Origin of the sequence: Govania unica, from assembly GCF_027920805.1 — a bacterium.
Classification (GTDB): domain Bacteria; phylum Pseudomonadota; class Alphaproteobacteria; order Sphingomonadales; family Govanellaceae; genus Govanella; species Govanella unica.
Map to the genome: position 1 here is coordinate 479,120 of NZ_JANWOI010000003.1, position 17,568 is coordinate 496,687.

Here is a 17,568-nt window from a genome sequence, read left to right on the forward strand (position 1 = left end):
ACTTACCCCGCGAAACAATCAGCGGTGGACAATAACGGCAGGAAACCCTGACGCCAGCGGCTGAGAGCTGCGGCAATACGTTCGGCGGCGCAGCCGTCGCCATAGGGACTACAGGCCATGGTGCTGTCCCTGCCTTGCTCAAGCAAACGGAGGGCGATGCTGACAATGTTATCCCGATCCGTACCGGCCATGACGGAACGCTTGCCATCAAGCGCTTCCGGACGGTCGCATTCGGCGCGCAGCAAAACGGTGGGCACGCCGAATGTCGGGGCTTCTTCCTGCACGCCACCGCTGTCAGTCATGACCAGATCGGATTCCGCCATGCGCGCGAGAAAGTCGGGATAGGGCATGGGCTCGGTGAGGGTGATGCCTTCGACCAGAGCGAGCCTTGATGTGATGCTCGCTCGGACATCCGGGGCAAGCGGCAGAATGAACAGAATATCAAGTCCCCGCATGGCCCCGCTGATCGTGGTGAGGGCGTCGCAAATTCTCTCGACGCCGTCGCCCCAACTTTCCCGGCGATGACAGGTCACCAGTATCTTGCGCCGGTTTTTCAGGTTGGTCGTGGGCCGGGATTTAGGTGCGAATTTCTGCAAGCTGTCGATCACCGTATTGCCGGTGACGACGATTCTGTCCGGGTCGATGCCCTCGGCCAAAAGATTGTCGCGGGCCCGTGCGGTGGGGGCGAAATGAATGTCGGCGGCGATGGCGATGATGCGGCGGTTGGCCTCTTCAGGATAGGGTGAGCCGGGATTGCCGCTGCGCAGCCCGGCTTCCACATGCGCGACCGGAATACGTCTTGTGGAGGCGGCGAGGGCCGCCATGACGGCGGTTTGCGTGTCGCCTTGAACAATCACAAGTCCAGGCTTGAGGCGGGCAAAATGCTCGTCCAGAGACTGCAACAGCGCGGCCGATAAGGCCCCGAGGCTTTGCCCCTGACGTTGCAGTCCAAGATTGATGTCTATGGGTAAATTCAGGGCCGTGGCAGTGACATCGAACGCGTCGCGATGTTGGCCCGTGGCGATGGTGGTGACGCAATAATCCAATGAATTTTTTCGTAGGATACTGACAACAGAACACAACTTCACAGCCTCGGGACGTGTCCCGAGCACAACGGCAACAGTAAGCATAAGTCCCCCTTACGCAAGCCCCGCAACATATACAGCTAGTTTCTTATATGTAGGATAGCCTATGTTTTTTTTCCTTTAAATAATAGGAAAAAAAGAAAATGGAAAAGAAATAGGAGTAAAGGCTTAAGGCGCTCAGTTCTATGAGGACTTAGTGATATGCTTCCGGGTGCCCTAACCCCAAAGCATAGATAAGCCAGAGATCAGAACACAGATGCCTAGGAATGACGTGGAACTTTTGGACCAGAATGACTGGGCGACCCTGATCGACAGCGCGGCTTCCGGAATGGCTGTCTATGATCACCGGGCGCTGCTGTATTGTTCGGATGTTTATGCAAGGCTTTTTGGCTACGAAACAGTGGCTGCCTTCGCGAAGGCTGTTGCAGAGGGCGACTGTGCTTTGCCGGAGCCTTCGTCGGCCAGTGGGGGGGCGGGGGAAGACGAAAAATTTGAACTGCGGATCTGCCGGGAGAATGGCGAGTTCAGCTGGCTCGAGTTTCATCGCCGGCCTCGGCTCTGGTGCGGACGTTCGGTCCAGATTGTGACCGCCTATGACATCACGGGTCATAGACTTTCCGAACAGTCGCATCAGAATAGTGAAAATTTGTTGCGCAATCTTTTGAATGCGAGCCCGGCCTTGATCGGCCTCGTCAATCGTCTTGGGGGCTTTGAATTTCTAAATAAGCCTCTGGCCGATATTCTTGGAATTTCGCCGGATCATTTGCCTCAAGTGTCGTTTGTTGGCGCTGCATCGGATCAAAGCGGTTTTCTTGATGCGGATGCGCTGGCGATGGCTTTGGGTGGCCAGCAGGTTACGTTGCAATCCGAGGTGAAAGACAAATTTGGCCGTTCGATGGTGTTTGAATGTCATTATCGGCCGCGTTTCTGTGAAGACGGAGCTTCAGGAGACTATAACGACGGTGCCTATCTCGTGGCCTTCGACGTCAGCGAACGGGTCGAGGCGGCCAATGCCTTGCGGGCCAGTGAGGAACGCTTCCGCAAGCTGATCGAGCTTATTCCCCTGGGCGTCGTCCGGGTCGATCTGGAGGGACGGGTGCGCCTGTCCAATATCGCCTATGACAGCATGCTCGGTTATGAGCCGGGGGAATTTCATGCCACCAGGATCTGGGAAATATTTCTTTCCGAAGACCAAGAGCAGAAACGGGAAGCGTTCCTGACGGCCTTGCGGGTTGCGCCCTATCTCACCTATGGACGCTGCAAGCGGAAAGATGGTCAGATCATTGATGTGACTATCAACTGGACTCAGGAATATGACGAACTTGGGGGTGTTCGCGGTCTGATCATCGTCTTGAATGACGCCACCACCGACCTTTTGGCGAGACGCGAGTTGCAGGCGGCCAAGGATGCTGCCGAACGGGCCACGCTTGAAAAGTCGCGGTTTCTGGCAGCGGCCAGTCATGATCTTCAACAACCGCTGCATTCGCTTTCAATCATGCTTGGCTTGTTGGCGGGACAGACCGATGAAACGCGCAGACAGGAAATCGTCAGGCTTATGGAGCGGGCGATTGAAGGCGCCCGGGCGCTTGTGCGCGGTGTGATCGACATCTCCAAGCTTGAGGCCGGTGTGGTCATGCCGCGCATGGAAACCTTGCCGCTGTCGGATATTTTCGATCAGATTGAAGCTGAACTTGCGCCCTTGACCGAAGGGCGTCCGGTTGATCTTCGCATTGTTCGCAGCACGGCCTGGGTTCGGAGCGACCGTTTGCTTCTGCGCAGCATTTTGCACAATCTGGTCTCAAATGCCATTCGCTACACGCCGCGCGGCAAGATTCTGGTCGGTGTACGGCGCTGCAAAAGCTTTATGCGGATTCAGGTCTGGGATAGCGGCAAAGGCATACCGAGCGAGCGCTTGAAGGATATTTTCAAGGAATTTACCCGTCTCGAACGTGGAGAGGGGGAGGATCAGTCGCCGGGGCTTGGTCTTGGGCTGTCGATTGTCGAGCGGTCCTGCACGCTGCTCGGTCACAAGCTTGATGTGAAGTCCGAGCCTGGCAAGGGATCTGTTTTTTCGGTCGATGTGCCCTTTGTCTATAGCTGCAACAGAAAGGCCGCTGAAACTGTCACGCATATCTCGGGCAATTATCAGCAATTGCATGGCTTCATTCTGCTGATCGAAGATAACCCCTTGACGGCGCAAGCTTGCCGTCAGTTGGTGGAGTCCTGGGGCAATCGCTGCATGGTGGCGCTATGCGAGGATGATGCCCTGCAAATTATCCGCTCAGCGGACAAGCAACCGGATCTTATCCTGGCCGATTATAATCTGGGGGAAATGGAGAATGGCATCAGGACGATCGATCGCATCCTGGCCATTCTCGGACATCATATTCCGTCCATTCTGATGACGGCGAATGACAGTCCTGAATGTCAGGAAGCCGCGCGGGTGCGCGGTATTCCCATTATTCATAAGCCCGCAAATCCTGCCCGCCTCAGGGCGCTTTTGTCATATTGCCTGATGTCGGGCTAGGATTTGAAGCTGATCGGAAATCTATTCGCTGTCCATGCCCGAGGCAATCAGAACTGCCTGGGTGCGGTTTGCTGCGTTCAATGCCTTGAGAATAGCAGCCACATGAACCTTGACCGTGCCTTCGGACAGGCCAAGTGCGTCGGCGATGCCTTTGTTTGACTCGCCCTTTGCCAAAAGACGCATGACATCCATCTGACGGGGAGTCAGCACTTTTTCGACGGCCTCGTAAAGATCCTCGGACGGACGTCGCGACTTGTCCGATTTCGGACCAGTGCTTGGTCTGTTCATCAGCGACGGCGGGACATAACTGCCGCCGGCGAGAATTAATTTGAGGGCGTTCGCGATGACCGACGGATTGGACGATTTGGGGATGAACCCAGCAGCGCCGCATTCCATGGTTTTCTGAGCATAATAGGGATCATCAAGCGCAGACAGAACCACCAGCGGGCTTGCAGGAGCAAGCTGCCGTATCCGACGTACTCCCTCGATCTCCCCAAGCCCCGGCATGCGGAGATCAAGCAGAATGAGGTCGAATATGTCCTTTCCGGCGAGGGCTGCCTGAGCTTCTTCAAAATCGCCGGATTCGGTAATTTCGACGTTCGTATCAATCTCTTGCAGAAGGAGCTTACAGCCTTGCCGGAAAAGGCTGTGATCATCGGCAATTAGTACACGCATTGCAAGTTTTGTTCCTTTTTCCGCTCTGGTCGTGCGCTCTGCTTCCGAGCACATCTGACGCCAGGCGGAATTGTTTCCCTGATGGCGCAAATTCTAGTGTTCTGAGTTCTTAGTTCATTCGTGCTCTGAATCGGTCCTCATGATTTTATGATCATCTTTGAGGGTTCATGGATCACGGGTTCATAGTGGTAAAGGTTTTTTGCGTATTTTTCCACGCTTTTTAACATTGCGGAGCATGAATTAGCGCATAGTCAGCAATTTCGCACAGGATTGTATTCATTCGAAAGTTTTTTATGTTGGGGAATCATAGTAAACAAAAGTAAAACATTTTAATGATATCATGTGATTATCTTTTTTATTTTTTTGGCGAACCATACAGCTGCTCGGGCGGGATTTTTATGGGTTGTGTTACCTGCAACCCATCGTTGTATACTGCCTGAAAGAAGCAGGTGCGGCGGCCGGTATGACAGGCAACGCCGTCCTGATCGACGCGCGCGAGAACCGTATCGCCATCGCAATCAATCAGAAATTCCACCAGCCGTTGTTGCTGGCCGGAGGTTTCCCCTTTTCGCCAGAGCTTGCCACGCGATCGCGACCAATAGCAGACCCGACCGGTGGTCAGGGTTTCGCGGACCGCATCGGCATTCATCCAGGCCATCATCAGTACTTCACCGCTGTCATGCTGCTGAGCAATGACGGGCACGAGGCCATCCGCTGTGAAGGTAATGGCGTTAAGCGCGGCGTCAACTGCAGCGGCCGTATGGGTCATGTCGATCCTCATTTTGCGGGTTTGCTCTTGACCCGTGGGACTATCTGTAATCACGCTCATCCCTCGGTGCCAAACTGGCCTTGAGGTTGGAATAGATATAATATAACACTTTCTAATATACTAAGATGGAAATGTCCGGGACATAATGAACGATAACGGTGAGACAAAAGAGAGTCAGCAGCATGATCACGGCCTCTGTGTGGCGGATGCCATTCATGCGGCCGAGCGTATCTGTGAGAAAAACGGGGCGCGGCTGACGGATATTCGTCGCCATGTGCTCGAACTGGTGTGGACTCGTCACAAGCCGATCACCGCTTATGAAGTCCTTGATCTCCTGAAGGCCGAGCGCCGGAATGCTGCGCCACCAACGGTCTATCGGGCGCTTGATTTCCTGCTTGAACAGCGGCTGATCCATCGCATTGAAAGTTTGAATGCCTTCATCGGCTGTGCCAGCCCCGATGCCGCGCATCGCGGCGGTTTTTTCATCTGCAGCAGCTGTCACGGGGTCGAGGAAATTCGCGACAGCGAGCTGTTGCGCAAAGCCATCCGTCATGAGGCTGACGAGGTCGATTTCACGGTGACCTCCACGATGATCGAGATCATGGGGCTTTGCGCGACCTGCCGGGGGCGGGCCTGAGATGACGGCGTCTTCGGCTCCGGAGAGCGTGCCACTTCTTGACCTCAAGGGGGTTCGCAAAAGCTTTCTTGGCCGCACCGTGCTTGAGCATGTGGATTTGCGAGTTATGCCGGGGCAGATCATCACCTTGATCGGCCCGAATGGCGGCGGCAAAAGCACGCTGGTGCGCATCGCGCTCGGGCTGATGAAGCCAGACCATGGAACGGTGCATCAGGCGCCGGATTTGACCATCGGCTATATGCCGCAAAAACTTGTGATCGATCCCCTGATGCCGTTGCCGGCGGAACGCTTCCTGCGGCTCCGCCCCGGCGTGCGGAAGGAGGAGGCGCGCGACGCGCTCGCCACCGTTGGCATCGAGAAAATTGCTGAAACGCCGGTGCAGGCCTTGTCGGGCGGGGAGTTTCAACGTCTGCTGCTGGCGCGGGCGCTGCTGCGGAACCCGCGCCTGCTGGTTCTGGATGAGCCAGTGCAAGGGGTGGATCTCAGCGGGCAGGTGGCGCTTTATCGCCTGATAGGCAATTTACGCAATCGACTTGGCTGTGGCGTTCTGATGATTTCCCATGACCTGCATCTGGTGATGTCGGCCACTGACGAAGTGGTCTGTCTCAATGGTCATGTCTGCTGTTCGGGCACGCCGCATACGGTGAAGCAGGACCCGGCCTATCTCCGGCTTTTTGGCAGCGAGGCCGACGCGCTCGCGCTTTATACCCATGACCACACGCATGATCACCACCATGATCATGACCACAAGGCTCATGCTCATGATGCTTGATGATTTCATGATCCGGGCGCTTTTGGCCGGGCTCGCCATTGCTGTTGTTGCCGGGCCCCTGGGATCGGTGCTGGTCTGGCGGCGCATGGCCTATTTTGGAGACGCGCTGTCGCATTCAGCCTTGCTTGGGGTGGCTATGGGTTTCGCCATCGGCGTCAATCCCCAAAGCACGATCATCCTCGTCTGTGTCGGGGTGGCTGTGGCTCTGTCCTTGCTTGAACGGCAACGCAGCATCGCGGTGGATACGCTGCTGGGCATCATGGCCCATAGCGCGCTCGCTTTCGGTCTGGTGGTTATGAGCTTTGTCCAGGGGCCGCGCTTTGATCTCATCGCTTTTCTGTTCGGCGATATCCTGTCGGTAAGCTGGGCGGATGTGGGCTGGATCGTGGCCGGTGTGACGGCGGTGGTGCTGCTGCTAATCCCGCTCTGGCCGCGTTTGCTCGCCATCACGGTGCATGAGGATCTGGCCCGCATCGAAGGCGTCCGCGTTCAGTGGGTGCGCTTTGGCTATATGCTGTTGATCGCCATTGTCATTGCCGCCGCCATGCGTGTGGTTGGCGTGCTGCTGATCACGGCGCTGCTGATCATTCCGGCAGCGGCGGCGCGGCGGCGCGCACGCACGCCTGAGGACATGGCCGCGGGTGCGAGCCTTGTTGGCATGCTCGCCGTGCTCGGTGGCCTCGGCGGGTCCTATTGGTTCGACACGCCCGCGGGCCCGTCGGTTGTGGCCTGCGCCAGCCTGTTGTTCTTTCTAAGCTTCCTGTTACCGCGCCGGGCCTGACTCAGACCGCGTGATAGCGTCCGAAGGCGGCTTCGAGATCGGCAATCAGATCCTGAGGCTCCTCAAGTCCGATATGAAGGCGGATGACCGTCGCGCCATCCCAGTGACTGGCCGTGCGGATTTTCGTCACCGCCCCATAAGCGAGCGCGAGACTTTCATACCCACCCCAGGAAAAGCCCATCTTGAAATAGGTCATGCCTTCCAGAAAGGCTTTGACCCGCGCCGGATTGCCGTCCTTGAGCACAAAGGAAAACAGCCCCGACGAGCCGCTGAAATCGCGTTTCCAGATGTCATGTCCGGGGCAGGACGGAAAGGCCGGATGGCGCAGATGGTCAACCTCGGGCCGGGCATCGAGCCAATGGGCAATCTCAAGCGCTGCCGCCTGATGCTGCTTCATACGCACGGCCAGAGTGCGCATGCCACGGAGCGCGAGATACACATCATCCGGTGCAGCATTGGTGCCAAGCAATCCGCCGCCCTTGCGCAGGCGATCAATGGTCGCCGCGTTGGCCGTGGCCGAGCCCAACAGGGCATCGGCATGACCGACCATATATTTGGTCAGCGACAGCACCGACACATCGACGCCATGGGCAAAGGCATCGAACAACAAAGGCGTCGCCCAGGTGTTGTCAAGAATGACCACGGCCCCGGCCTTATGCGCGGCGTCGGCAATGGCCGGAACATCCTGAACTTCCATGGTGATGGAGCCGGGCGATTCCACGAACACCACCTTGGTTTCCGGCCGGATCAGGGCAGCAATGCCACTGCCGATCAGCGGATCGTAATAGGTGACGGCGACGCCGAATTTGCTCAGGATTTCATCGGCGAATTGGCGGGTTGGTTCATAGACCGCATCCGGGATCAGTACATGATCGCCGGTGGCGACAAAGGCCAGAATGGCATGGGTGACGGCGGCAAGCCCCGACCCGTAAAGAACCGTGCCCGCACCATCCGATAATTCGGTCAGGGCTTCGCATAAGGCGAAACTCGTCGGTGTGCCGCGCCGCCCATAAGACATGATCTCATGCTGGGCCGCGCCCGCGCGCTTCATCTCGTCGAGCGTGTCGAACACTACGGTGGAAGCATGAAACACCGGCGGATTGACGATGCCGAATGTCCGGTTCTTACTGCGCCCTGCGTGCACAAGCGTAGAGTTTTTTGATTCTTTGGACATATGGCCTCACAGAGTTTGTGCTGTCGCCTCAGAAGGCTGGATCCCCGCGTTCGCGGGGATGACAAATTGGAGATGCCTTTATCCTGTCATCCCCGCGAACGCGGGGATCCAGCCTTTGCCGGACATGGGTGCTTCACCCAACCGCCTCGTTGGCCTCGACCGGAGTATCAGCCTGCGCCGCCCATTCGCTCCACGAGCCGTCATAAAGCGCCACGTCCCTGGCTTCGATCAGTTTGAGCGCCAGGAACAGATTGGCCGCAGTAATGCCCGAGCCGCAACTGGTGACAATCGGTTTCGCCAGATCCACACCGGCCGCCGCAAAAATCGCCCGCAAATCTTCGGGGCTTTTGAAGGCGTTGCTGTCGGCATCGAACAGGACTGAGTTCGGCACATTGACGCTGCCCGGCATATGTCCGCTGCGGAGACCTTGGCGTGGTTCGGCAGCCGTCCCGGAAAATCGCGCAGCCGAGCGGGCATCGATGATCTGTTCGTTTTTCTCGGGCACGATCTGCCGCATGTCATCGATGGAGCGGACAATCAGGCTGTTGACCCGCGCCGTGAAATGACGCTCACGCGGCATGGGGGCGATATCTTCGGTGCTGCGGCCTTCCTGCCGCCATTTCTGCATGCCGCCGTCAAGCACGACCACATCGCGATGCCCGAACAGCTTGAACATCCACCAGACGCGGGCGGCGCTTTTGCCCTGTCCACCGCCGTCATAGATCACAAGGCGGTTGCCGTCGCCAAGCCCGAGCCGCCGGGCCCGGCTTGCAAATTTCTCAGGCGCCGGGAGCATATGGGGGTAGGGGCTGTTGCTGTCGCAGATCTCGTCGATGTCGAAAAACACCGCGCCCGGAATATGCGCCGCCTTATATTCGGCGCGCGGGTCGCGCTCCTCCTGAGGCAGATACCAGGATCCATCGACCACGCGGACATCCGGCGCGTCCAGATGGTCGGCAAGCCAGGCGGTGGAAACCAGGGGAGAGCCTTTTATAAGCGGATCCGGCATGGCGAGCTCCTCAGGATGTAACGAGAACGGACGGGACAGTGGACGGCTGATCCTCCAGCCAGGAGGGAACCGGTAGATTTTTTTCGCGCAGGAATTCGGGATTGAAAAGCTTGCTTTGATAGCGGGTTCCGGAATCGCACAGCAAGGTGACAATGGTATGACCCGGCCCCATGTCCCGGGCCAGACGGATCGCGCCCGCCACATTGATGCCGGTCGAACCGCCAAGGCAGAGGCCTTCGTGCTTCAACAGATCAAAGACGATCTCCACCGCCTCCGCATCCGGAATTTGATAAGCACTGTCGACCACCACATCTTCAAGGTTTTTGGTGATGCGGCCCTGACCGATGCCTTCGGTGATCGACGACCCTTCGGCCTTCAATTCTCCGCTGGTGTAATAGCTGTAAAGCGCCGCGCCGAACGGGTCGGCGAGGGCGACGCGGATGTCCTTGTTCTTGGATTTGAGGAACATGGAGACGCCGCCAAGCGTGCCGCCCGAACCAACGGCGCTCACAAAGCCATCGACCTTGCCGTCAAGCTGGGCCCAGATTTCAGGGCCGGTGGTTTCAAAATGGGCGCGGCGGTTCGCCACATTATCGAACTGATTGGCCCAGACCGCCCCGTTCGGCTCGGTTTTCGCAAGCGTTTCAGCTAGGCGGCCCGAATATTTGACGTAATTGTTCGGATCTTTATAAGGCACCGCAGGCACCAGGATCAGTTCGCACCCGCAAAGCCGCAGCATGTCCTTTTTTTCCTGCGACTGGGTTTCCGGCATGACGATGACGCTGCGATAGCCGCGCGCATTGGCCACAAGCCCGATGCCGATGCCGGTATTTCCGGCCGTACCCTCGACAATGACGCCGCCGGGTTTCAAAAGTCCGCGCTCTTCGGCGTCCTTGATGATATAGAGGGCGGCACGGTCCTTGACCGATCCGCCGGGATTGAGAAATTCGGCTTTGCCGTATATCTCGCAGCCCGTGATCTCGGACGCATGATTGAGACGGATAAGCGGCGTGTTGCCGATGGTTTCAATGAAGCCTGTCTTGACGTCCATGGCGGGATGTTCGACTTTGCGTTTTGAATGATGGATGCGACGACGTTCGTATTCTATTTTGTTAACCCGGTCAGCGCGTCTGTGCAAGAACTAGAGGCACGTGATGGCCAGAGGATGTTACGATGACGACGGAAATTTATGAGGGTTTAACGCAACTTGGCGCCAACACGGCGCTGCCCTCGAACCCCGAGACGGCCGACCTTGAAACCGTGCCGAACCCGCATCCGGGGACAAGTTATCTGGTGCGGTTTGTCTGCCCCGAGTTTACGAGTCTCTGCCCGATCACCGGCCAGCCCGATTTTGCCCATCTCGTGATCGATTATGTGCCACGCGACCGTCTGGTCGAAAGCAAATCGCTGAAGCTGTATCTGCACGCCTTCCGCAACCACGGCGGCTTTCACGAAGCCTGCACGGTCGACATCGGCAAGCGCCTGGTCGCGGCCATGGACCCGACCTGGCTCAGGATCGGCGGCTACTGGTACCCACGCGGCGGCATCCCCATCGACGTCTTCTACGCCACCGGCCCGGCCCCCGAGGGCTTATGGCTGCCGGATCAAGGCGTGCCACCCTATCGCGGTCGCGGCTAAGATGGATGCCCGGGTCAAGCCCGGGCATGACATAAAATTGAATTGTCATTGCCGGGCTTGACCCGGCAATCCATGCTGCAACCCTTACGGAATCCCCAGAATCTTATGGGTTTGCAAGCTGAGCTTCCATTGCGGATGCTCCAGGCAATATTGCACTGCGGCTTCGGTATTGCGTAGCCGTTCGCTACTCGCCTCGGCCCCAAGCCCATCCATGGGCTGTAAATAGAAATTCTCGAAATTGAACCCCGCGAACCGTTCCGGCAGGGCTTTGGCCTGCGGGTAGACGAGTTTCAATTCATGCCCGTGCGTCTGCACCACCTCCGCGTCGGCCTTGGGGCTCACGCAGATCCAGTCGATGCCGTCGGGGGCGGGCAGGGTGCCGTTGGTTTCGACTGCGATTTCAAAGCCCTCGGCATGAAAGGCATCGATTAGCAGTACATCCAGTTGCAACAAAGGCTCGCCGCCGGTGCAGACCACATAAGGTTTTCCACCAGATGTGCCGTTATTGGGCCAAAGCGCACGGGCCGCAGCGGCCAGCGCTTTAGGTGTTTTGAATTTGCCGCCGCCTTCACCATCGATGCCGACAAAATCGGTGTCGCAGAAGGTGCAGACGGCCTTGGCCCGGTCTTCTTCGCGGCCGGTCCAGAGATTGCATCCGGCAAAACGGCAGAACACCGCCGGGCGTCCAGCTTGTGCGCCTTCGCCTTGCAGGGTGTAGAACATTTCCTTGACGCTGTATGTCATGGGTCTCACCGATACCGCGTCGGGTCCGGCAGTCCGGCTTCCTGAAAGCCCTTCCGCCGCAACAGGCAACTGTCACAGGTGCCGCAGGCCGCGCCGCTTTCATCTGCATCATAGCAACTGATGGTCTGCCCGTAATCAAGGCCAAGCGCGTGGCCGGTCTGGATGATCTCGGCCTTGGTCATGCTGATCAGCGGGGTGTGGAAGCGGTAAGGCGCTTCACCCTCGACCCCGGCCTTGGTGGCGAGTGTAGCCATGCGGGCGAAGGCTTCGATGAATTCCGGACGGCAATCGGGATAGCCGCTGTAATCGAGCGCATTGACACCAATGAAAATATCCCGCGCCTGCCGCACTTCGGCATAGGCGAGGGCAAAAGACAGAAAAATCGTATTGCGCGCCGGCACATAGGTGACCGGAATATTGCTTTCGGGCTGGCTGAGGTCGCGATCTTTCGGCACCGCGATATCGTCCGTCAGCGCCGAGCCACCAAAAGCACGGAGATCAATCTCAATGGTTTTATGCTCTACAGCGCCCAAAAGTTTGGCCAGCCGGTCGGCGGCATCAAGTTCCGCCGCATGACGCTGACCATACTGGAAACTGAGAGCATGACAGGTAAAGCCCTGCGATTTCGCAATGGCCAGACAGGTTGCGGAATCAAGCCCGCCGCTCAGGAGAATAATGGCATTTGACATGGGTTCGGCATATCCCGTTCGGGCGTCATGTGCAAGCTCTGCATGGGGAGCGGTCTCGGATGCATGGGAGCTATGCGGAAAATGGGTAAATCAAACGAATGTTTTACTGGCGTTTGAGCCCGAAATACAGCTATGACTCTGAGGGTAATTGTTAAGGATAAAGATATGCCATTGTCAGTCCCCGCCGTTGCGCGTGAGAAATTTCATACCCGCCGCATCACCTGTGAGGGCTATGCCCGCGCGGATGGCCTGTGGGATATCGAAGCTCATATGACGGATGTCAAAAGCTATGCGTTCATGAATACCTGGCGCGGCGATGTGCTGCCTGGTACGCCTATTCATGAAATGTGGCTGCGGCTGACCATCGATGATGGGTTCAAAATCATCGATGTGGAAGCCCAGACGGACAACAGCCCTTATGAGGTCTGCCCGGCCATCACCATCAATTTCAAGCGCCTGATCGGGCTGACCATCGGTGCTGGATGGAATCGCAAGGCCAAGGGCCTGGTGGGCGGGGTCGAGGGCTGCACCCATCTGGTCGAATTGCTTGGCCCCATGGCCACGGTGGCGTTCCAGACCATTCTTGGCAGCGCCAAACAGCGCCGCGACGAAAAATTCGGCCTTGAAAGCCCGGAAAATCCGGAAACGGACGAGAGCCGGGCAAAAATGATCGTCAATACCTGCCATGCGATGTCGAGCAGGGGAGAGATCGTGCGCGGCATTGCCCCTGAGTTATATACGGGTGATGAGCCTGAACCTGCAGGACCAAGGCTGCCTTTGCCATCCTGAGGGATCATTCTTCAAGCTTATGGCCATCCAGTTTTTTGGCGTTGAGGCTTTCTTCAGCCTCACGCTTTGTGCGGTCCGCTTTGCTGCGGCCGAATGTCAGGCGGTTGGCGTCCGCTTTTGCGGCTTGCTCCGTCCGTTTTTTGCTTTTGCGCGCAAGGCGCAGATTGATGATCTCGGCCATGGCTGATGTATATCAGCCTTCCTGTCCGGAAGTCATTAGTTACGAAAGCTGATTGACGGGTAGCTTATGCAAGCTCATGGTGCGGGCGCATTTCTGCCGAAGGGAAAAATAGTGTCTTTGCCGTCTTTGCCGTCACACAGTCGCCGTGTGGAGCTTGCCTTCATTCTCGGTGCGCTGACGGCTTTTGCTCCGTTGTCGATCGATATGTATCTGCCGTCCTTGCCGACGCTTGAGCGGATTTTTGCGACCGATGCCGCAGCAGTACAGCGTACTTTGTCGACTTTTTTCGTCGGCTTTGCCATTGGACAGGCCTTTTATGGCCCGCTTATCGACCGTTTTGGACGCAAATTACCGCTTTATGGCAGTCTTGGGCTGTATATTCTGGCCTCTATCGGTTGTGTGGTGGCTCCAAGCATCGAATTTCTGGCTGGAATGCGGTTATTTCAGGCTCTTGGTGCCTGTGCTGGCGTAGTGATCGCCCGTGCTGTGGTGCGGGATCTGTTCACCGACAAGGAATCCATCGGATTTTATGCGTCCTTGATGCTGGTCTCTGGCCTCGCGCCCATGCTGGCGCCGATCCTAGGCGGGTTTGTGCTGAAATATTTCAGCTGGGAAGCCAATTTCGTCATTCTGGCCATTATCGGCGTGATGATTTTGCTGCTGATCCATTTCCGTCTGCCGGAAACCCTGCGCCCCGAACATATGCAGCCGTTGCATTTTTGGAGCATTCTCAGGAACTATGGCCGTCTGCTGACGGATCGCGAATATATCGGCTATGGGCTTGGCTGCGGCTTTGCCATGGCGGGGCTGTTTTCCTATATCGCTGCGGTGCCGTTCATTCTGATCAGCCTTTATAAGATCGCGCCGGAGCATTTCGGGTTTATTTTTGCCTTGAATGCCTTCGGATTTATCAGCATGGCGCAGGTCAATGGGCGTTTATTGCAGGGCGCCAATCCGAAAAAGGTCGTGATGATGGCCAGCATTTTTCAGGTTTGCGTTGCTGCTGTTCTGTTGGTGACGTCAGCGACAGGCTTTGGCGGGCTTTATGGCATTCTTGTGCCGCTGTTCTTCTTTGTCGCGCCGCTTGGGTTCATCATGCCGAATTCGACTGTGCTTGCCATGGCTCCTCAGGCGAGGAATGCAGGGGTGGCTTCGGCTTTGTTGGGCTTGTTGCAGAATGGGCTTGCAGCGGTTTCAACCGTGCTCGCGGGGATTTTCTCGGTGACGACGCCGCTGACCATGGCTGTCATTATGGGGGTCTGTGCGGTCGGCACCTTTGTCATGCTGCGCGTGGTCGGCGGCGTGCGGCACTGAGGTCAGGCCTGGCGTTTGCGGTCGAATATGGTTTTCAGAACCAGCGTGAGCACGGCGATCAGGGTCAGGGTCGAGGCGGCGGCAAAGGCCCCGACCGCGTTATAGTCGTTATATAAAAGCTCGATCTGCAAGGGCAGGGTGTTGGTTTCGCCGCGAATACTGCCGGAGACGACGGACACCGCCCCGAACTCCCCCATGACGCGGGCGTTGCAGAGGATCGTCCCATACAAAAGCGCCCAGCGGATATTGGGGAGCGTCACCTTGAGGAAGGTTATGAAGCCGCCCGCGCCCAAACTGATGGCGGCTTCTTCCTCGTCCGAGCCTTGCGTCTGCATGAGCGGGATCAGTTCGCGGGCGACGAAGGGGCAGGTCACAAACAGGCTGACCAGGAAAATCGCCGGCAAGCTGAACATGATCTGCATATCATGCTCACGCAGCCATGGACCCAGTAATCCCTGATCGCCATAGAGAAACAGATAAATCACCCCGGCGATCACCGGCGATATGGAAAATGGCAGCTCGATCAGGGTGATCAGCAGTTTTTTGCCGGGAAAGCTATATTTGGTCAGAAGCCAGGCCGCGCAAATGCCAAACAGCACATTGATCGGCACAACGACAACAGCCACCAGCACCGTGAGCCGGATCGCATGCAGCGTGTCCGCATGGAGAATATTGTCACGGTAAGTGTCAAATCCAGCACTGAAAGCCTGCATGAAAATGAGCGCGACAGGGGCCACCAGAAAAATTCCGGTCAGCAGCAGCCCGATGCCGATCAACAGACGGCGCACCAGCGGCGTATCGCCAACTTTCCGAACCGAGCTCGCGTGAGCCATCAGCCGCGATCCGTGTAGCGAAGGTGCCAGGCCTGAATGCTGTTGGTCACCAGCAACAACAGAAACGCCGCGAGCAGCATCACGGTGGCGATGGCGGCGACGGCCGGATAATCGAATTCCTCAAGCCGGATGAAGGCAAGCAGCGTCGTTACCTCGGTTTTCATGGGTAGATTTCCGGCGATAAAAATCACAGCCCCGAATTCACCCAGACTGCGGGCAAAAGCCAGCGAAGACCCGGCAAGGAAAGCCGGAAACAACAGCGGGAAAATGATGCGGCGGAAAATGGTGGCGTCGCTCGCGCCAAGGGACTGGGCGGCCTGTTCCATCTCATGGCCCATGTCTTCCAGAACCGGCTGTACGCTCCGCACCACAAAGGGAATGCTGGTGAAGGCCATGGCCAGGCTGATGCCAAGCGGCGTATAGGCCACCTTGATGCCAAGCGGGGTGAGCAGTTGCCCAAACCAGCCGTTCGACGCAAAAAGCGCCGTCAAGGCAATACCTGCGACCGCGGTTGGCAAGGCAAAGGGCAGATCCATCAAGGCATCGACAAGGCGGCGGCCGGGGAAGTCATAGCGCACCAGAATCCAGGCCATCAACAGCCCAAAGATGGCATTGAATATGGTGGCGTAAAAAGCCGCCATCACCGTCACGCGGTAGGAGGCGACGGCGCGTGGTCCGCTGACCATGGCCCAGAACTGATTGAGATCGATGCTGGCAGCCTTCATCACCAGCGCGGCCAAAGGCAACAACACGATGCAGGCGAGATAAAGCAAGCTGCATCCCATGGTCAGTGTAAATCCGGGAAGCACCCGTTTTGCCATTATTCAACGCCCATTCTCACGGAAACACCCGGCAAGCCGTGACAGCCTGCCGGGTGCCGATTACCCTGTTTTTAGCGGTTCACAAAGACCTGATCAAGGATGCCGCCTTCCGCGAAGTGATCCTGAGTGGCCTTTTTCCAGCCGCCGAAAATCTTGTCCACGGTCACCAGCCGCACCGGCGGGAATTGTTTGGCAAAGCGCTGGGCGACGGCGGGGTTGTTCACGCGGTTGTAATTTTCGGCCAGAATGGTCTGAGCCTTGTCGCTATAGAGGAAAGTGAGATAGGCGGTGGCCACAGCGCGCGAACCGCGGCGATCGACCACCTTGTCGACGACTGCCACCGGGAATTCGGCCTGAAGGCTGACGGACGGCACTACGACTTCGAATTTACGGTCGGGGAATTCTCGACGGATGCTTTGCACTTCGGCTTCGAAGGTTATGAGCACGTCGCCGATGGCACGATCCACAAAGGTCGTGGTGGCGGCGCGTCCGCCGGTATCGAACACCGGCACATTGCCGAGGAAGGATTTCATGAAGGTGCGGGATTTTTCGTTATCGCCACCGAATTTCTCATAGGCATAAGCGGTCGCGGCCAGATAGGTATAGCGCGCGTTGCCCGAGGTTTTGGGATTTGGGAAAATCACCTGCACGCCCTTGCCGGTCAGATCTCCCCAATCCTTGATTTTCTTGGGGTTGCCGGCGCGAACCAGAAACACCGGCAAGGAATAATAAGGCGAGCTGTTGTTGGGGAATTTCTGCTGCCAGTCGGCGGCCACCAGATTGCCTCTGTCATGCAGAACCTGAATATCGGTGACCTGATTGAAGGTCACCACATCGGCCGGTAGTCCTTCGAGCACAGCCCGCGCCTGCTTGGACGATCCGCCATGGGATTGTTTGACATCAATGGTTTTCCCGGTTTTCGCCTTCCACTCGGCGGCAAACACCGGATTGAGTTTAGCAAACAGTTCCCGTGAAACATCATAGGAGACGTTGAGGATACTGGTCGGTTCCTTGGCAGCATCCGCGGCGGCCATGGCCTGGCCTATGGGCGATGCGGTCAGAACAGCGGCGGCCACAAGGCCAAGCAGTATTTTCTTCATAGCGGTCATCCTGATGAGCGGGCTGATCGG

Annotated in this window: 19 protein-coding genes; 7 read left to right on the forward strand and 12 right to left on the reverse strand. The window is 57.3% G+C overall.

Features of this window, described 5'->3' with window-relative positions:
* Positions 1 to 2: 2 nt before the first annotated feature.
* Complete coding sequence (wecB, locus tag NYP16_RS10000; RefSeq protein ID WP_274943994.1) at positions 3 to 1,130, reverse strand: non-hydrolyzing UDP-N-acetylglucosamine 2-epimerase; 1,128 nt, start codon at positions 1,128 to 1,130, stop codon at positions 3 to 5.
* Between the two features lie 211 nt (positions 1,131 to 1,341).
* Between wecB and NYP16_RS10005 the strand changes: the two genes are divergently transcribed.
* Positions 1,342 to 3,612, forward strand: a complete 2,271-nt coding sequence (locus NYP16_RS10005; RefSeq protein WP_274943995.1) for a PAS domain-containing hybrid sensor histidine kinase/response regulator — start codon at positions 1,342 to 1,344, stop codon at positions 3,610 to 3,612.
* 21 nt (positions 3,613 to 3,633) lie between these two features.
* Here NYP16_RS10005 and NYP16_RS10010 read toward each other — a convergent pair whose 3' ends face one another.
* Together NYP16_RS10010 and hisI are read right to left on the reverse strand one after the other, a co-directional pair.
* Positions 3,634 to 4,287, reverse strand: a complete 654-nt coding sequence (locus tag NYP16_RS10010) for a LuxR C-terminal-related transcriptional regulator (RefSeq protein WP_274943996.1) — start codon at positions 4,285 to 4,287, stop codon at positions 3,634 to 3,636.
* A 355-nt stretch (positions 4,288 to 4,642) separates the two neighbouring features.
* Positions 4,643 to 5,056, reverse strand: a complete 414-nt coding sequence (hisI, locus tag NYP16_RS10015; RefSeq protein ID WP_274943997.1) for a phosphoribosyl-AMP cyclohydrolase — start codon at positions 5,054 to 5,056, stop codon at positions 4,643 to 4,645.
* Positions 5,057 to 5,201: 145 nt separating this feature from the next.
* Between hisI and NYP16_RS10020 the strand changes: the two genes are divergently transcribed.
* The 3 genes from NYP16_RS10020 to znuB are packed head-to-tail and all read left to right on the forward strand — an operon-like array spanning position 5,202 to position 7,246.
* Positions 5,202 to 5,693, forward strand: coding sequence for a transcriptional repressor (locus NYP16_RS10020; protein ID WP_274943998.1), 492 nt, complete (start codon positions 5,202 to 5,204; stop codon positions 5,691 to 5,693).
* A gap of 1 nt (position 5,694) precedes the next feature.
* Positions 5,695 to 6,465 carry a zinc ABC transporter ATP-binding protein ZnuC gene (gene znuC / locus NYP16_RS10025; RefSeq protein WP_274943999.1) on the forward strand — a complete coding sequence of 257 codons (771 nt, stop codon included), beginning with the start codon at positions 5,695 to 5,697 and terminating at the stop codon, positions 6,463 to 6,465.
* Positions 6,458 to 7,246, forward strand: a complete 789-nt coding sequence (znuB, locus tag NYP16_RS10030) for a zinc ABC transporter permease subunit ZnuB (protein WP_346742520.1) — start codon at positions 6,458 to 6,460, stop codon at positions 7,244 to 7,246. Before znuC ends, znuB begins: the two co-directional genes overlap by 8 nt.
* A gap of 1 nt (position 7,247) precedes the next feature.
* Here the strand turns inward: znuB and metC are convergent, their stop codons facing one another.
* From metC to NYP16_RS10045, 3 genes are all read right to left on the reverse strand, one after another.
* Positions 7,248 to 8,420, reverse strand: coding sequence for a cystathionine beta-lyase (gene metC, locus NYP16_RS10035; protein WP_274944001.1), 1,173 nt, complete (start codon positions 8,418 to 8,420; stop codon positions 7,248 to 7,250).
* Between the two features lie 133 nt (positions 8,421 to 8,553).
* Positions 8,554 to 9,429 (reverse strand): 3-mercaptopyruvate sulfurtransferase, encoded by an 876-nt coding sequence (sseA, locus tag NYP16_RS10040; protein WP_274944002.1) that lies wholly within the window; start codon positions 9,427 to 9,429, stop codon positions 8,554 to 8,556.
* A 10-nt stretch (positions 9,430 to 9,439) separates the two neighbouring features.
* On the reverse strand, positions 9,440 to 10,480 hold the full coding sequence (locus tag NYP16_RS10045) for a cysteine synthase A (protein ID WP_274944003.1): 1,041 nt from the start codon (positions 10,478 to 10,480) through the stop codon (positions 9,440 to 9,442).
* Between the two features lie 122 nt (positions 10,481 to 10,602).
* On the opposite strand from NYP16_RS10045, the gene queF reads away from it, so the two are divergent.
* Positions 10,603 to 11,067 (forward strand): preQ(1) synthase, encoded by a 465-nt coding sequence (gene queF / locus NYP16_RS10050; protein ID WP_274944004.1) that lies wholly within the window; start codon positions 10,603 to 10,605, stop codon positions 11,065 to 11,067.
* A gap of 84 nt (positions 11,068 to 11,151) precedes the next feature.
* On the opposite strand, the gene queE is transcribed toward queF, so the two are convergent.
* Together queE and queC are read right to left on the reverse strand one after the other, a co-directional pair.
* Positions 11,152 to 11,811, reverse strand: coding sequence for a 7-carboxy-7-deazaguanine synthase (gene queE, locus NYP16_RS10055; protein ID WP_274944005.1), 660 nt, complete (start codon positions 11,809 to 11,811; stop codon positions 11,152 to 11,154).
* A gap of 5 nt (positions 11,812 to 11,816) precedes the next feature.
* Entirely contained in the window at positions 11,817 to 12,500 is a 684-nt protein-coding gene (gene queC, locus NYP16_RS10060) for a 7-cyano-7-deazaguanine synthase QueC (protein ID WP_274944006.1), read from the reverse strand.
* A 165-nt stretch (positions 12,501 to 12,665) separates the two neighbouring features.
* Here queC and NYP16_RS10065 point away from each other — a divergent pair, with 165 nt between their 5' ends.
* Positions 12,666 to 13,289 carry a DUF2889 domain-containing protein gene (locus tag NYP16_RS10065; protein WP_274944007.1) on the forward strand — a complete coding sequence of 208 codons (624 nt, stop codon included), beginning with the start codon at positions 12,666 to 12,668 and terminating at the stop codon, positions 13,287 to 13,289.
* Positions 13,290 to 13,293: 4 nt separating this feature from the next.
* Here the strand turns inward: NYP16_RS10065 and NYP16_RS10070 are convergent, their stop codons facing one another.
* Positions 13,294 to 13,470: a DUF4169 family protein gene (locus NYP16_RS10070; protein WP_274944008.1), complete on the reverse strand. Its 177-nt coding sequence runs from the start codon at positions 13,468 to 13,470 to the stop codon at positions 13,294 to 13,296.
* 111 nt (positions 13,471 to 13,581) lie between these two features.
* Here NYP16_RS10070 and NYP16_RS10075 point away from each other — a divergent pair, with 111 nt between their 5' ends.
* A complete protein-coding gene (locus NYP16_RS10075) occupies positions 13,582 to 14,784 on the forward strand; it encodes a multidrug effflux MFS transporter (protein WP_274944009.1) in 1,203 nt (400 codons plus the stop codon).
* A 2-nt stretch (positions 14,785 to 14,786) separates the two neighbouring features.
* Here the strand turns inward: NYP16_RS10075 and cysW are convergent, their stop codons facing one another.
* The 3 genes from cysW to cysP all read right to left on the reverse strand — a co-directional run bounded on the left by cysW (position 14,787) and on the right by cysP (position 17,538).
* Positions 14,787 to 15,617, reverse strand: a complete 831-nt coding sequence (cysW, locus tag NYP16_RS10080; RefSeq protein WP_274944010.1) for a sulfate ABC transporter permease subunit CysW — start codon at positions 15,615 to 15,617, stop codon at positions 14,787 to 14,789.
* A complete protein-coding gene (gene cysT, locus NYP16_RS10085) occupies positions 15,617 to 16,438 on the reverse strand; it encodes a sulfate ABC transporter permease subunit CysT (protein ID WP_274944011.1) in 822 nt (273 codons plus the stop codon). Before cysT ends, cysW begins: the two co-directional genes overlap by 1 nt.
* A gap of 71 nt (positions 16,439 to 16,509) precedes the next feature.
* Positions 16,510 to 17,538, reverse strand: coding sequence for a thiosulfate ABC transporter substrate-binding protein CysP (gene cysP, locus NYP16_RS10090; protein WP_274944012.1), 1,029 nt, complete (start codon positions 17,536 to 17,538; stop codon positions 16,510 to 16,512).
* Between the last annotated feature and the right edge of the window lie 30 nt (positions 17,539 to 17,568).

Bases quoted from the DNA above. Each gene is read 5' to 3' on its own strand.
- wecB (WP_274943994.1), bottom strand. From the start codon at position 1,130: ATGCTTACTGTTGCCGTTGTGCTCGGGACACGTCCCGAGGCTGTGAAG.
- NYP16_RS10005 (WP_274943995.1), top strand. From the start codon at position 1,342: ATGCCTAGGAATGACGTGGAACTTTTGGACCAGAATGACTGGGCGACC.
- NYP16_RS10010 (WP_274943996.1), bottom strand. From the start codon at position 4,287: ATGCGTGTACTAATTGCCGATGATCACAGCCTTTTCCGGCAAGGCTGT.
- hisI (WP_274943997.1), bottom strand. From the start codon at position 5,056: ATGACCCATACGGCCGCTGCAGTTGACGCCGCGCTTAACGCCATTACC.
- NYP16_RS10020 (WP_274943998.1), top strand. From the start codon at position 5,202: ATGAACGATAACGGTGAGACAAAAGAGAGTCAGCAGCATGATCACGGC.
- znuC (WP_274943999.1), top strand. From the start codon at position 5,695: ATGACGGCGTCTTCGGCTCCGGAGAGCGTGCCACTTCTTGACCTCAAG.
- znuB (WP_346742520.1), top strand. From the start codon at position 6,458: ATGCTTGATGATTTCATGATCCGGGCGCTTTTGGCCGGGCTCGCCATT.
- metC (WP_274944001.1), bottom strand. From the start codon at position 8,420: ATGTCCAAAGAATCAAAAAACTCTACGCTTGTGCACGCAGGGCGCAGT.
- sseA (WP_274944002.1), bottom strand. From the start codon at position 9,429: ATGCCGGATCCGCTTATAAAAGGCTCTCCCCTGGTTTCCACCGCCTGG.
- NYP16_RS10045 (WP_274944003.1), bottom strand. From the start codon at position 10,480: ATGGACGTCAAGACAGGCTTCATTGAAACCATCGGCAACACGCCGCTT.
- queF (WP_274944004.1), top strand. From the start codon at position 10,603: ATGACGACGGAAATTTATGAGGGTTTAACGCAACTTGGCGCCAACACG.
- queE (WP_274944005.1), bottom strand. From the start codon at position 11,811: ATGACATACAGCGTCAAGGAAATGTTCTACACCCTGCAAGGCGAAGGC.
- queC (WP_274944006.1), bottom strand. From the start codon at position 12,500: ATGTCAAATGCCATTATTCTCCTGAGCGGCGGGCTTGATTCCGCAACC.
- NYP16_RS10065 (WP_274944007.1), top strand. From the start codon at position 12,666: ATGCCATTGTCAGTCCCCGCCGTTGCGCGTGAGAAATTTCATACCCGC.
- NYP16_RS10070 (WP_274944008.1), bottom strand. From the start codon at position 13,470: ATGGCCGAGATCATCAATCTGCGCCTTGCGCGCAAAAGCAAAAAACGG.
- cysW (WP_274944010.1), bottom strand. From the start codon at position 15,617: ATGGCTCACGCGAGCTCGGTTCGGAAAGTTGGCGATACGCCGCTGGTG.
- cysT (WP_274944011.1), bottom strand. From the start codon at position 16,438: ATGGCAAAACGGGTGCTTCCCGGATTTACACTGACCATGGGATGCAGC.
- cysP (WP_274944012.1), bottom strand. From the start codon at position 17,538: ATGAAGAAAATACTGCTTGGCCTTGTGGCCGCCGCTGTTCTGACCGCA.